Origin of the sequence: Pseudomonas sp. Ps21-P2, assembly GCF_039672565.1 — a bacterium.
In the GTDB taxonomy this organism is placed as follows: domain Bacteria; phylum Pseudomonadota; class Gammaproteobacteria; order Pseudomonadales; family Pseudomonadaceae; genus Aquipseudomonas.
The window spans coordinates 262,642-276,551 of the sequence record NZ_JBDFPL010000005.1 but is presented as its reverse complement, the minus strand read 5'-3'; the positions used below and the strand labels follow the sequence as shown (position 1 = coordinate 276,551).

The window sequence follows — 13,910 nt, the reverse complement described above, 5'->3', positions numbered from 1 at the left end:
CCCGGCATTCACCCTGCCGGGTTTTTAACGCTCACTGGCAACTTTCCCTCCATGCGCTAGTTTAGTGCGGGGCACCCTCTGCCCACGCTGTCCCCCCACCACAAGAAAAAGAGAAACCGCCCATGAAGTTCGAACCCTTCGCCCAGTCCCTCGTTGCGACGGCGCTGATCCTAGGTCTGTCCTGCGCTCACGCCGCTTCCGTGGCCCCGGCTGCCGCTGAAAACGGCATGGTCGTTACCGCGCAACACCTGGCCACCCACGTGGGCGTTGACGTGCTCAAGTCGGGCGGCAACGCAGTCGATGCGGCAGTCGCCGTGGGCTATGCGCTGGCCGTGGTCTATCCCGCCGCCGGCAACCTGGGCGGGGGCGGTTTCATGACCATCCAGCTGGCAGACGGGCGCAAGACCTTTCTCGACTTCCGCGAAAAAGCGCCGCTGGCGGCCACCGCCAACATGTACCTGGACAAGGACGGCAACGTCGTGCCGGACCTGAGTTCCAAGGGTCACCTGGCCGTCGGCGTGCCCGGCACGGTGTCCGGGATGGAAATGGCGCTGAGCAAATACGGCACCAAGAAACGCGCCGAAGTCATTGCCCCGGCGATCAAGCTCGCTGAAAACGGCTTCGCCCTGGAGCAGGGAGACGTTGACCTGCTCGGCACCGCCACCGACGAGTTCAAGGCCGACGCCAAAGACCTCGGCACGATCTTCCTGAACAAGGGCCAGCCGCTTCAAGTCGGCGACACCCTGGTGCAGAAAGACCTCGCCAAAACCCTCAAGGAAATCTCCGCCAAAGGCAGCGACGGTTTCTACAAGGGCTGGGTGGCCAAGGCCATCGTCGATTCCAGCCAGGCGGGGAAGGGCATCATCACCCAAGCGGATCTGGACAAGTACGCGACCCGCGAACTGGCGCCGATCGAGTGTGATTACCGCGGCTACCACGTGGTCTCGGCGCCGCCACCGAGCTCCGGCGGCGTGGTCATCTGCGAGATCATGAACATCCTCGAAGGCTACCCGATGCAGGAATTGGGGTATCACTCCGCCCAGGGCCTGCATTACCAGATTGAAGCCATGCGTCATGCCTACGTCGACCGCAACAGCTACCTGGGCGACCCGGACTTCGTCAAAAACCCGATCAGCCATCTGCTCGACCGCGACTATGCCGCCAAGCTGCGGGCCGCCATCGAACCGCAGAAAGCCGGGATCTCCCAGAACATCAAACCCGGCGTCGCGCCCCACGAAGGCAACAACACCACGCACTATTCCATCGTCGACAAATGGGGCAACGCGGTGTCCGTCACCTACACCCTCAACGACTGGTTTGGCGCTGGGGTGATGGCGAGCAGCACCGGCGTGATCCTCAACGACGAGATGGACGACTTCACCTCCAAGGTCGGCGTGCCGAACATGTACGGCCTGATTCAGGGCGAAGCCAACGCCATCGCCCCGGGCAAATCGCCGTTGTCGTCGATGAGCCCGACCATCGTCACCAAGGACGGCAAGACGGTGATGGTCGTCGGTACTCCGGGCGGCAGCCGCATCATCACCGCCACCTTGCTGACCATGCTCAACGTCATCGACTACGGCATGAACATCCAGGAAGCAGTCGATGCGCCTCGCTTCCACCAGCAGTGGATGCCGGAAACCACCAACCTGGAAACCTTCGCCGTCAGCCCTGACACCCAAAAGATCCTGGAAAGCTGGGGCCACAAATTCGCCGGCCCCCAGGACGCCAATCATCTGGCTGCCATTCTCGTTGGCGCGCCTTCGCTCGGTGGGAAGCCAGTGGGTAATAACCGTTTCTACGGCGCCAACGATCCGCGTCGCAGCACGGGGTTGTCGCTCGGTTATTGATCTGCGCGACAGCCGAGTCACCGGACGGGGCAGGGTGCTCATGGCCGGTGACGAGGCATTGTGGTGGTTTCGGGCCGCACCCTGCGCGTGATTTTGGTTGCGCGCAGGACACCTTGAAGTGTTATGTTATAACTCGCTTTTTACAGGCCTGACATGGGCCTGTCGGTTATCGCGCTTCGAGAGTCCACTGCGTATGCAAACCCTGTCTGTCCCTCTGCAATCTCCCGCCACGTCCATCGCCCACCCCGGCCGCCTGCAATCGATCGATGCCCTGCGTGGGCTGATCATCATCTTCATGTTGCTGGACCACGTGCGCGAGACGTTCTTTCTGCACCACCAGGTCAGCGACCCGATGGATGTCGCTCACACCAGCGTCGATCTGTTCATCAGCCGCACCCTCGCGCATTTCTGCGCACCGCTTTTCGTGTTCCTGACCGGGCTTTCCGCCTGGCTGTACGGTGAACGGCATGCGGGCAAGGGCGCGGTGGCGGGCTTTCTGTTCAAGCGGGGGCTGGTGTTGATCGTGCTGGAACTGACGCTGGTGAATTTCGCCTGGACGTTCCAGTTTCCACCGACGGTGATTTACCTGCAGGTCATCTGGGCAATTGGCCTGAGCATGATTGCGCTGTCGGCGATGGTGGTATTGCCGCGCGGTGTGCTGGCGGCGCTGGGGCTGGCGATCATCGCCGGGCATAATCTGCTGGACAACGTGCATTTTGCCGTGGGCTCGGCGATGCACATTCCGTGGGCGATTCTGCATGACCGCGGCTGGATCGAGGTCGGCGACAGTGTGCGCTTGCGCACCTCGTACCCACTGCTGCCGTGGATCGGCGTGATTGCCGTGGGCTACGCCGCGGGGCCGTGGTTTGGCCGCGACGCGAATGCGGAGAAGCGCGAGATCCACCTGATCGCCTGGGGTTTTGGCGCACTGACGCTGTTTCTCGCCCTGCGCGGCATCAACGGCTATGGGGAGAAGCCGTGGGTGGAGGGTGACACCACGGCCCACACGCTGATGAGCGTCCTCAACGTCACCAAATACCCGCCGTCGTTGCTGTTCATCAGCCTGACCCTGGGCGTCGGCTTGCTGGTGCTGGCTTGGCTGGAGCGGCAGCAGGGAAGGCCATGGCTGCGACCGCTGGTGACTTTTGGCGCCGCGCCGATGTTTTTCTATCTGCTGCACTTGTATGTGCTGAAGATGCTTTATGTCGGCGCGGTCGCGATCTGGGGTAACACCCAGGGCCAATACTTCGGGTTTACCTCGGTACTGGGCCTGTGGGGTTGCGCCGCGGTGCTCACTGTCGTGCTGTTGCCGGCAGTGAGCTGGTTCGCGGCGCTCAAGGCGCGACGCCGGGACATCGCCTGGCTGAAATACTTCTAAGCACGGCCATGCAGGACCGGCTTTAGCCGGGAAGGCGTCAGGCGTTGCGCAGGCTGCGTTCCATACGCGCCAGGCCTTCTTCCAGCATCGGCCGCGGGCAGCCAAAGTTCAGACGCACGAACTGGCCACAGTCCTCGCCGAATTCCAGGCCGTCGCTCAGCGCAACCTTGGCGTGCTCAAGGAAGAATTGCTGCGGGCTTTCGAGCCCCAGGCCCGAGCAATCCAGCCACGCCAGATAGGTGCTCTGGGGCAGGTTCATCGTAATACCGGGGAAGCGGGTTTTGATGGCCTCGGCCAGGTAATTGCGGTTGTCCTGCAGGTACGCCATGACCTGTTCCAGCCACGGGCCGCCTTCGCGATAGGCCACTTCGGTGGCTTCCAGGCCCAGGGCGTTGACGCTGTCCACCAGCCCCAGCCGCCCGGCATTGAAACGCTGGCGCAGCTCGGGGTTCTGCACCACGGCGAACGCTGTTTTCAGACCGGCGATGTTCCAGGCCTTGCTCGCCGACATCAGCGTCACGCTGCGCGCCGCGATCTCCGGGCTCAGGGAAGCGATCGGCGTGTGCTGACGGCCGTCGAACAGCAGGTCGGCGTGGATCTCATCGGAAATGATCAGTGCATCGCGCCGCACGCAGGCTTCGCCGATGGCCAGCAATTCGTCGCGTTCGAGGACCTTGCCCAGCGGGTTGTGGGGATTGCTCAGCAGCAGCGCGCCATGGTCAGGCAGCGCGCGTTCCAGTGCCGCGACGTCGGTGGGGTATTCACCCTGGGCGTCAGCATGGAAGGGCAGATCGATGCGCGGCAGTTTCCAGTTGGCCGGCGCGTGCAGCAGCGGTGAGTAGTTGGGCGTCTGCACCAGCACCGCGCTGGATGGCGAAACCAGCGCGTGGAGCGCCATGTTTACCCCAGGCTCGACCCCGGGCAGAAACACCAGATCCTGCGCCTCGATCTGCCAGCCGTAGCGGTTGGCGAGATGCTTGACCAAGGTTTCCCGCAACGCTTGCTGGGGCACGGAATAGCCCAGCAGCGGATGCTCCAGACGGTTCTTCAGCGCCTGCACAATGGGCGCTGCCACCGGAAAATCCATGTCCGCCACCCACATCGGCAGCACGTCCTCGGGGTACTGGCTCCACTTCTTGCTGCCGGTGTTCAAGCGCTGAAAAACGTTATTCAGATCCATGTTCTGGCCTGTCCTGCTCGAAAAAAGAGGGGATTGTGCCAGAGAATGGCGGCCTGGGTTTGCTGTCGATTTGCGGTTTGTAGGATTACTCCGTAAATGCCGCTGGAACCGTCTCCTTCGTGTCTCCCCCTCTGGAGTCACACTTTGAAATCCCTCATCTTCGCCCGCTTCAGCCCTCTCTCATGGACGAGTTGATCCGGTTTTCTGCAGACCGGTCAGGGGCGCTTAATCCTGCCAGGGACGCTCATTCATGATCACCGTATTGCCACCTTTCTTCGATCACAGTCGCCATAAGCTTGTTGTTCATCGCTTTCCTGTAGCGCTCGATGTACTTGCGTTTGAGGGCGAGGAGCGGCTGAGTCAGCCGTTTGTGTATCGCGTGGAATTTACTTCGGTTGAGCAGGACATCGGGGCTGAACGTGTGTTGGGGCGGGACGCGCAGTTCAGTCTGCATGCGGCGGCGCATACGTTGCCAGTGGCGGTTTGTGGTTTGCCGGTCCCGTCCGTTGAACCGTTGCGAACGCTGCATGGTGTAGTGACGGGTTTCAAGCGGCTTTCCTGTTCTGCTGACGAAGCCAGATACGAGATTACTTTGCAGCCGCGCCTGGCGTTGCTGGGTCGAGGGCGGCAGTTCCGGATTTATCAGCATCAGTCGGTGCCGGAGATTGTCGAGAGTATCTTGCGGTCGCGGCATGACTTTGAGGGGCAGGATTTTCTGTTCACGCTGGTGCGGGACTATCCGACGCGTGAGCAGGTGATGCAGTACGGTGAGAGTGATCTGGCGTTTATTTCGCGGCTGTTGGCGGAGGTGGGGATCTGGTATCGCTTCACCAACGATGAGCGATTGGGTATTGCGGTCGTTGAGTTTCATGATGACCAGCGGCATTACGTTCGGCCGCGGGTGAGCTTGCCGTTTCGGCCGCAGTCCGGGTTGGGCAGCAGCGGCCAGGATGGGGTTTGGGGGCTGCAGGTCAGTCATGGGGTTGTGGAGCAGAGCGTTCACTTTCGTGCTTATCACCATCGGGATGCCAGTGCGTGGCTGGATGGGGATGTGGACCAGACGCGTGGTGATGCGACGACTTATGGCGAGGCGTATCACTATGCGGAGCCGTACCGGGTATTGGGCGACAAACTGGATCAGGACGAGGATCTGCTCGGGGAAAGCGGGTTTTTTTATGCCCGGTTGCGGCATGAGCGGTATCTGAATGATCAGACGCGCCTGAGCGGTATAAGCAGCAGTGCTTCGTTGGGATTGGCGCAGGTGCTGGCGATTTCCGGTGGGGCGCCTCAGGCGTTTGAACCGGGGGCGGTGATTACACGACTGAAGCTGCGCGCTGCGCGGGATCGCAGTTTTGAGCTGAGTTTTGAGGCGATTCCGTATTCGGAAAGTGTGTGTTTTCGGCCGCCGCTGCTGGCCAAACCTGAGATAGCGGGCACTGTTCCGGCGCGCGTGACCAGTTCGCTGGCCAACGATCCGTATAGCCACATCGACAGCGAAGGCCGCTACAAGGTCAGCTTTTTGTTTGACCGCGACAGCTGGAAGTTGGGTGAGGAAAGTCTCTGGCTCAGGTTGGCTCGGCCTTACGCGGGGGATACCCACGGCCTGCACCTGCCGCTGATCTGCGGGACCGAAGTGGCTATTGCCTTTGAGCAGGGCGACCCGGATCGACCCTATATCGCTCACGCGCTTCATGACAGTCGCCATCCCGACCATGTGACGCTGCTGCGCAGCGATTACAAACGCAACGTGCTGCGCACCCCGGCGAACAACAAGCTGCGCATGGAAGACGATCGCGGCAAGGAACACATCAAACTCAGCACCGAGCACAGCGGCAAGAGCCAGCTGAACCTTGGGCATCTGGTCGACAGCGAGAAGGATAAGCGCGGCGAAGGCTTTGAATTGCGCACCGATGGCTGGGGCGCGATTCGGGCGGGGCGTGGGGTGTTTATCAGTGCGGATGGGCAGACCAAAGCGCAGGGTAAACAGCTCGACATGAGTGCTGCAGTGGGTCGCTTGCAAAATGCCGGCGATCAGATGGAAAAGATCTCGGCGGATGCCGCCCTTAGCCAGGCAGACACAGCAGACGTCCTAGCTCAACTCGATCTGCTCAAACAGGATCTGGACGCGCTCAAATCCTTGGTGTTGCTGCTCAGCGCTCCGGACGGCATTGCCCTGACCAGCGGCAAGCACCTGCAACTCGCCGCGCAAGACAACCTGATGCTCAACGCTGGCGGCCACGCCGATATCAGCGTGGTCAAAAAAATGTTCATGGGTATCGGCCAGGGCCTGAGCCTGTTCGTTCGCAAGATCGGCCTCAAGCTGATTTCCAACGAAGGCCCGGTGAGCATCCAGGCGCAAAACGATCGTCTGGAACTGCTGGCTCGGCAGGGCATAAACATCACCAGCACCGAAGATGAAATTCACATCACGGCGAAGAAGCGGATCGTCCTCAATGCTGGCGGCAGCTACCTCGCCATTGAGCGGTGCAGCATCGAGTCCGGCACCGCGGGCGACTATCTCATCAAAGCCGCGCACTTCGACTTCAGACCGAAAGCCGCGCAGGAGGTTGAACTTCCGGCCTTGCCACCACTGTTGGATATCCCGCCTGAACTGCACGAGTTCTGGCCCAGCTTCAGCGGCGGCAACATTCACTACGAACGGAGCATGATTAAAAATGCTGCGCCGGTTGAACAGCCCGAGCCACTTGAGGAGGAAGAAGAGGAAGAGAAAATCACCGATGGCATCACCCTGCGCATCGGGCTGTTCTTTGATGGGACGGGGAATAATCAGAGTAATGCGGCGGCGACCGCACAATGCCGACAATCGGATCTGGACAGTTTCAGCCGTGAAGAGCTGGAGAGTATTGCGGCGACGTGCAAGCAGTATGGGTTTGGGGAGTTTGACGGCAGCGCGTTTAACAGCGCGCCGAATAACAGTTACGGGAATGCGCCGAGTAATGTGGCGTATTTGTATCAGCTGTACCCGGACAACGCGGTGGATGGTATTTCGGCTAAAGCCAAAACCGCGTACATCAAGGCGTACGTAGACGGTATAGGCACCCGCAGCGGTGGCAAGGATGCCATCTTGATCGGGCAGGGCCTTGGCCAAGGCGAAACTGGCGTAGTAGCGAGGGTAAAGCAGGTTCCCGATCTGGTTGCAAAGCAATTGAGTAGTTTCCACGAAACTAATCCCGGCATTGTTATCCATAGTATCGAATTCGACATTTTTGGCTTCAGCCGTGGCGCTGCCGCTGCACGGCATTGCGCTAATGAAGTCCTTAAACCAGGTCGCGGGCTATTCAACGAACTGCTTCGGGGTGGCCTGGCGGGGCTGCTGAGAAGCTTCGATTCGGCCGCTGATGTGTGCATCAATTTCGTCGGTCTGTTCGATACGGTCGCGGCCATCTCAACGCCTTGGCGCGGCGACTTTAGTCCCGGCGATGACATCAATCGTGGCGTTAATCTCTACCTGCCACCCGACTGCGCGCGGCAGGTTATCCAGCTTCAGGCGCTCGACGAGTACCGCGCCGACTTTTCTCTTAATCAAGTGCACCACACGCACCTTCAGATAGGCCTGCCGGGCGCTCACTCCGATGTTGGTGGGGGTTATCCCCCACGCGCGCGAGAAAAGTTGTGGATGACACGACCCCGCAAGGCCAGCGTTCCGACCGGCCAAAGGGTTGAATCCCATACCGCGTGGGGCCTTGCCGAGGCGGACGCCAAAGTATTACGCGAATCAGGCGTCGCCCGCGAGGGCCTTATTACGGTCAAGGCGTGGCCTGCAGCAACTAACCCTCGCGGCAAAGCCGAGCCTGTCCTACAGGACTACTGGATAACAGTGCTACTCGAACGCCCGGTGCATGGCGAACTGAGCCTCATTGCATTGCGTGTCATGCGTGAGATGGGCGTGCGTCATGGGGTGCCATTCGACGTTATTACCGAGACGGATAAACGCTTCAAGTTACCGGATGAGCTCCTGCCTATCGCCAAGCGAATTTTGCAGCGGGTGATGACGGACTGGCTGGTACGACTTGAATCTGAGGAAGAGGCGTTGCTACGAGCGCGGTACATCCACCTGTCCGCGCACTGGACTCCACTAGGCCTCTTCTTACTTAGCAAGCCAGCACCGCTGAATCGTAGGAATGTGCATCTCAACCGTCCGCAACCAGGCTATCCAGAATGAGACGTCTGGTGTTTGCAGCGGGATTGCTAATCAGCCTGAGTGCTTGTGCAAAGGGAGGCTCAGTGCCTCCACCTGTCAAGCTGCCTTATCCGGCGTGGTATGTAGGCTTAGCCGCGCCGAGGCATATGGAAGTGTGGGTGGAAAGCGTCGATGTGCTCGATCAGCGGGGATACGTTTTTTTCAACGTGCATGCCGGCGTCGCCGGTTACACGCGTAAGCCCGAGGGTTGGCACAAGGGCACATCTGGCGGGAAACCCATAAGTAACGTCGACTTACCAGACCAACTCCTTCTGCGTTGGCAATCACTCGTAGAGCCTCAAGCTTACAAAATCAGTATCCGGATACCGCAGTGGGTCCGTGAAGAGATGGTTAGACCGGAGCGTGTTCTCTGCCAGTGGAATCAGCAATGGAAAACAGACTATCGAGAGACGATCACACTCGGCATGGCACCCGGCGGGATTGTAAAAGTTTGGCTAGGCGGATCTTGCCTGAGCTTCAAAGAAGTGGGCCGCTATCAAGCTAAAGTCGAGCCGCTTGGCCCCAACCAGGACGGAAAAGGGCTGTTTTACCGTGCACCCAATCCAGCGGCACAAGCCTGGATAGATCAACACGGCATCCCTTATGGAAGTTGGTAATACTGTATCGGCATTCAAAGTTCCAGACGCGTTCTTAGTTGCAACTCCACGAGCAGCTCAGGCCAGTGCAACAACTATCGCCCGATACAGCCCACTCGTCAGTAAGTCATTTCTCTAAACTTAATAGCGACAGAAATACGACGGGTAGAGCCAAACAACTAAATCCAGAATCACCGCAATCAAAGCATCAATCACTAAAACCAACAACGAGCCTCAAAACATGAAAGACATCATCCGCCTAGGCGACCTCACCACTCACGGCGGCGTCGTGCTTCAGGCCATTCCGCAGACCGACCTGAACGGCAAGCCCATCGCCGGGGTGGGACACAACGTCAGTTGCCCATTATGCAAAGGCATTTTCCCCATCGCCGAAGGGAGCAGCACTTACACAGTCGACGGAATTCCCGTCGCATTAGACGGCATGAAAACCGCCTGTGGTGCGGCGCTTATCGCCAGTGGCCCAAAGGGTGCCGTTACCAGCTGAAACAACCTGCGCGGGTCACCAACGGGCCTCGCTAGAACAATTCAGGGAGATCGACGGCGCAATGCCGTCGATCCTTGTGACGCCCCGCCGATCTAGACCTATTGTGGTCGCCTTTCAGTAGTTATCTGAGCTCGAATGAAATGAGAAACCGCCCGTCGGCACATCATCAACCGTTATAAACTTTCAGCGCGAAACCATTGGTCGGGTCTATTTTCGCTTTCCTGAATTACATCTTCAGCGATGTCTCTTTATATCTGTGCGGTCTGCTTAGTTGACAGATCGCCGCAATAGAAAGCTGAACTTGTCGTTAAAAACCCTGATACGAAATTAGCCTGAGAAGGGAGTAAGACTATGTTCCTGCACAATAAACGTCTTCAATACACGGTTCGCGTCGCCGAGCCTAATCCGGGTCTGGCCAACTTGCTGCTGGAGCAGTTCGGCGGCGCCCAGGGCGAGTTGGCTGCGGCCACGCGTTATTTCACCCAAGCGTTGGCTGAAGAAGATCCAGGTCGCAAGGATCTGTTGCTGGACATCGCCACCGAGGAACTGAGCCACCTTGAAATCATTGGCTCGATCATCGTGATGCTCAACAAGGGCGCCAAAGGCAAACTCGCCGAAGGCGTGCAAGCCGAGGGCGAGCTGTACCGTGACATCAACGGCGCGGGCAATGATTCGCACATCACCAGCCTGCTGTACGGCGGTGGTGCTCCGCTGGTCAACTCGGCCGGTGTGCCATGGACCGCCGCCTACATCGATACCATTGGTGAACCGACGGCGGACTTCCGTTCGAACATCGCTGCTGAAGCACGGGCGAAGATCGTCTACGAACGCCTGATGAACGTGACCACCGATCCAGGCATCAAGGACGCCCTGGGCTTCCTGATGACCCGCGAAATCGCGCATCAGATCTCCTTCGAGAAAGCGCTGCACTCGATTCAGCCGAACTTCCCGCAAGGCAAGTTGCCAGGCATGCCGGAGTTCTCCCGCACTTACTTCAGCATGTCCAACGGCGAGCCGAACGTACGTGGCCCGTGGAACAGCGACGCAGATTTCGAATACGTCGAGAATCCAAAGCCGGCAGTCGATGGTGGTGACGGTACCGCTTCGGTGACGTTGAGCGAGGACGACTCGGTCACCCTGACGATGATGAAGGAGCGTCTGAAGTCTGATCTGGACGCGGAACCGATGACCGGCGCCGACCTTGGCTCGGGTCTGGCTCAGGGTAAAGCTGAGTAGCGCGATAAGGGGAGGGCCGGTACGTAGTGGCTCTCCCGGCGATGTGATCAAGACCACGTACGACATGGAGATTCTGATGAACAAGTTATTGGAAGATTCGACGCCCAATGAAGCCAGCGAGTTGTTCAACGACAACGCTCAGCTGGACTTCACATCCTGTGTGACCCGCTTCGAAGCAGAAGCTGCAACGCTGGGGCGTGGATTCAGAACCGCGTTGTTTGTTCAGCAATTCAAGGCCGGACTGTTGCCGAAGTCCGTAAAAGGGGTTGAAAGACTCCACTAAATCCCGTGGCTTCTAAGTTAGATTCCATAGAAGTGTCCGCTGGAAGGGCTGTCTGATCCGCTACGACTCCATCGATTTTGCCCGCGAAAGCGGGCTTTTTTTTGTCCCCGATCAGGGGGTAAAGTTGGATCCCGGCGCAGCCCCGGCATGCCCCGCCACCCGCAACGGTGCGACGGGCTGGACTGATCCGCGATTACCCGCCACTGTATTGCCTTTCGCGCGTGGGCAATGCGTATTTTCAGGCCTGATGCACATCAGGAGAGGGAGCAGATTTGAATCAGCTAAAACGCCTTGAAAGCGGGATCAAGGGCTTCGACGCACTGCTCAAAGGAGGCCTTGTGGCGGGCGCTTCATACATCATTCAGGGACGCCCGGGGTCGGGCAAGACGATCCTTGCCAACCAGTTGGGGTTCAATCACGTCCGGCAGAACGGCCGCGTGCTGTTCGCCACACTGCTGGCCGAGCCTCACGACCGGCTGTTTCATTTCCTCTCGACGCTGAGCTTTTTCGATCGCCAGGCGGTGGGCCAGAGCATCCAGTTTGTCAGCGCCTTCGACACGCTGGAGAACGACGGTCTCGACGAGGTCGTCAAGTTGCTGCGCCGCGAGATCAGTCGTCAGCATTCCAGCCTGCTGATCCTGGACGGGCTGCTCAACGCACGCTCCAAGGCAGAGACGCCGCTGGACACCAAGCAATTCATCTCCGAGCTGCAGGGCCATGCCGCTTTCGCCGGCTGCACGGTGCTGTTTCTCACCAGCTCGCAACTCGACGATGGCAGTCCCGAGCACACCATGGTTGACGGTGTGATCGAGATGGGCGAAGACATGGTCGGCTCCCGTACGGTGCGCCGGATCAAAATGCGCAAGACCCGGGGCAGCGGCGCGATCCCCGGCGCCCATGAATTCGAGATCAACGACCAGGGCATTTCCATTTACCCGCGTCTTGAATGCATGCTCACCCGAACCGGTGCGATGCCCGAACACCCTCACACCCTCCTGAGCAGCGGCATTGGCGGGCTGGACTCACACATCGGTGGCGGTCTGGTCCGGTCGTCGGTGACGCTGATCATGGGCCCTTCAGGCGCCGGGAAGACGTCTCTGGGCATCCAGTTTCTGAGCCAGTGCTCTGCGCAGGAGCCGGGGCTGTACTTCGGCTTTCATGAGTCGCCGCAGCGGGCGATGACCAAAGCGCGTTCTCTGGGCGTGGACTTCACGGCGCTGCAGGCATCGGGCGCGCTGCACGTCGTCTGGACACCGGCATCGGCAGGGCTAATCGACCGGGTGTGTTACGACCTGCTTGACAGGGTGGAGCGGCTGCAGATCAAGCGCGTCTTCATCGACAGTCTCAATGCCCTGAGTCGGGCGGCCACCGATCAGCGTCGGGTGCCGGACGTTCTCGAAACCGTGCTCGGCGAGCTTCGCGCGCGCGGCGTCACGGTTATGGCTTCCTGGGAAGCGCATCGGTTGTTCGACGATCAAACGAGCATCCCGGCGCCTGACGTCTCCGGCGTGGTCGATAACCTGCTGCTCGTCCAGTTCGTTCAGCATCGGACTGAACTTCAACGCCAGGTTTCTATTCTGAAGATCAGAGACAACGCCTACGATCCCTCGCCACTTGAAGTCGTGATGAGCAACGCTGGAATCACCATGAAGAAGGTCTGAGATATGCGATTCGCAACGTGGGGATGGCCAGAACCATTGAGTTGCCTGACCAGGTGCCTGACCCTCGCGACATCGTGGGCCCGCCGGGAAATGGCCCTCTGATGCCAACCATTCTGATCATCGATGATGAATACCTGATTGCCGATATCCTCAGCTTCGCGCTGGAGGACGAGGGCTTTCAGACTGTGGTGGCCGGAAGCGGGCGCAAGGCACTGGAGATTCTTGATCGCGAGCGCCCCGACTTGATCATCACCGATTTCATGATGCCCGGCATGACCGGTCTGGAACTTGCCGAGACGATCAAGTCTCGGGACGTGCACATGTCGACGCCTATTATGCTCATGAGTGGCGCCCAGGCGTACATGGGGGCCGAGCGGCCAGACCTGTTTGATGAAGTGATTGAAAAGCCATTTGATATCGACCAGGTCATCGGCAAGATTCACGCCCTGTTTCAAGCCCGCCGCCAAGCCCGCCGCCAAGCCCGCCTGTAAGGTTCTCGCAGTCCATCGTTATTGCCGTTGAACGAATCGATTCAGCCCAGGGTCGATACTGATAACGCTTATTGAGATGGGCAGTGCAATGAATACCTGGTACAGCAAATCGTTGGGTGAAGGCACCGTCGTCTACCGCCGCTTACGTGTGTTGAACGAACTTCGTCATCAAGTTTGTCCCGACGCTTCCTGCCCCTATTCGCTATACATGGACGCCGTCAGCGCGGAAACCATCGTGTTGTTTGATCCCGAGCAGATTGTGCTGGCCACCGCTTTTGGCGCACTGCCGTGTGGGCAACCCCATATCAATGGGGTTCGGTTGATCGATCTTGAATACCGTCCGCTTCCTGTCACATCCCAAAGTGCACAACTGTTCAGCTCTCCACGCATCCACCCGCAACCCCGGTTCTACGCTGAATACCGCGCGTGACGAGTTGTGCCCTTGAATATTCAAGCTGATAACCGACGCAAGCCAGTTCCAGCGTGAGCGGCTGCGTTTGCTGTCAGTGCTGACCGCAGGAGAATCATC

Annotated in this window: 11 protein-coding genes and 1 pseudogene; 11 read left to right on the top strand and 1 reads right to left on the bottom strand. The window is 59.2% G+C overall.

What is annotated here, in order from left to right:
- The first annotated feature begins 122 nt into the window (after nucleotides 1–122).
- Nucleotides 123–1,850, top strand: coding sequence for a gamma-glutamyltransferase (ggt, locus tag ABEH28_RS14990; protein WP_346630380.1), 1,728 nt, complete (start codon nucleotides 123–125; stop codon nucleotides 1,848–1,850).
- 193 nt (nucleotides 1,851–2,043) lie between these two features.
- The gene (locus tag ABEH28_RS14985; RefSeq protein ID WP_346630379.1) at nucleotides 2,044–3,228 is read left to right on the top strand and encodes a DUF1624 domain-containing protein; all 1,185 of its coding nucleotides are present in this window, start codon (nucleotides 2,044–2,046) and stop codon (nucleotides 3,226–3,228) included.
- A gap of 37 nt (nucleotides 3,229–3,265) precedes the next feature.
- On the opposite strand, the gene ABEH28_RS14980 is transcribed toward ABEH28_RS14985, so the two are convergent.
- Nucleotides 3,266–4,408, bottom strand: a complete 1,143-nt coding sequence (locus tag ABEH28_RS14980; RefSeq protein WP_192173887.1) for a MalY/PatB family protein — start codon at nucleotides 4,406–4,408, stop codon at nucleotides 3,266–3,268.
- A 250-nt stretch (nucleotides 4,409–4,658) separates the two neighbouring features.
- Between ABEH28_RS14980 and vgrG the strand changes: the two are divergent.
- The 9 genes and pseudogenes from vgrG to ABEH28_RS14935 form a co-directional block, all read left to right on the top strand.
- Nucleotides 4,659–6,953: pseudogene (gene vgrG / locus ABEH28_RS14975) on the top strand (type VI secretion system tip protein VgrG); the annotation flags it as partial.
- 120 nt (nucleotides 6,954–7,073) lie between these two features.
- Nucleotides 7,074–8,591, top strand: coding sequence for a DUF2235 domain-containing protein (locus ABEH28_RS14970; RefSeq protein WP_346630503.1), 1,518 nt, complete (start codon nucleotides 7,074–7,076; stop codon nucleotides 8,589–8,591).
- The gene (locus ABEH28_RS14965; RefSeq protein ID WP_192173885.1) at nucleotides 8,588–9,226 is read left to right on the top strand and encodes a DUF2931 family protein; all 639 of its coding nucleotides are present in this window, start codon (nucleotides 8,588–8,590) and stop codon (nucleotides 9,224–9,226) included. Before ABEH28_RS14970 ends, ABEH28_RS14965 begins: the two co-directional genes overlap by 4 nt.
- Nucleotides 9,227–9,446: 220 nt before the next feature.
- A complete protein-coding gene (locus ABEH28_RS14960) occupies nucleotides 9,447–9,710 on the top strand; it encodes a PAAR domain-containing protein (RefSeq protein ID WP_346630378.1) in 264 nt (87 codons plus the stop codon).
- A gap of 351 nt (nucleotides 9,711–10,061) precedes the next feature.
- A complete protein-coding gene (locus ABEH28_RS14955) occupies nucleotides 10,062–10,946 on the top strand; it encodes a manganese catalase family protein (protein WP_346626006.1) in 885 nt (294 codons plus the stop codon).
- Nucleotides 10,947–11,022: 76 nt separating this feature from the next.
- Complete coding sequence (locus ABEH28_RS14950; RefSeq protein ID WP_192173883.1) at nucleotides 11,023–11,229, top strand: hypothetical protein; 207 nt, start codon at nucleotides 11,023–11,025, stop codon at nucleotides 11,227–11,229.
- Nucleotides 11,230–11,501: 272 nt separating this feature from the next.
- The gene (locus tag ABEH28_RS14945; protein ID WP_192173882.1) at nucleotides 11,502–12,890 is read left to right on the top strand and encodes an ATPase domain-containing protein; all 1,389 of its coding nucleotides are present in this window, start codon (nucleotides 11,502–11,504) and stop codon (nucleotides 12,888–12,890) included.
- A 101-nt stretch (nucleotides 12,891–12,991) separates the two neighbouring features.
- A complete protein-coding gene (locus ABEH28_RS14940; RefSeq protein WP_346630377.1) occupies nucleotides 12,992–13,381 on the top strand; it encodes a response regulator in 390 nt (129 codons plus the stop codon).
- 88 nt (nucleotides 13,382–13,469) lie between these two features.
- A complete protein-coding gene (locus ABEH28_RS14935; protein ID WP_282367967.1) occupies nucleotides 13,470–13,811 on the top strand; it encodes a hypothetical protein in 342 nt (113 codons plus the stop codon).
- Nucleotides 13,812–13,910 lie beyond the last annotated feature (99 nt).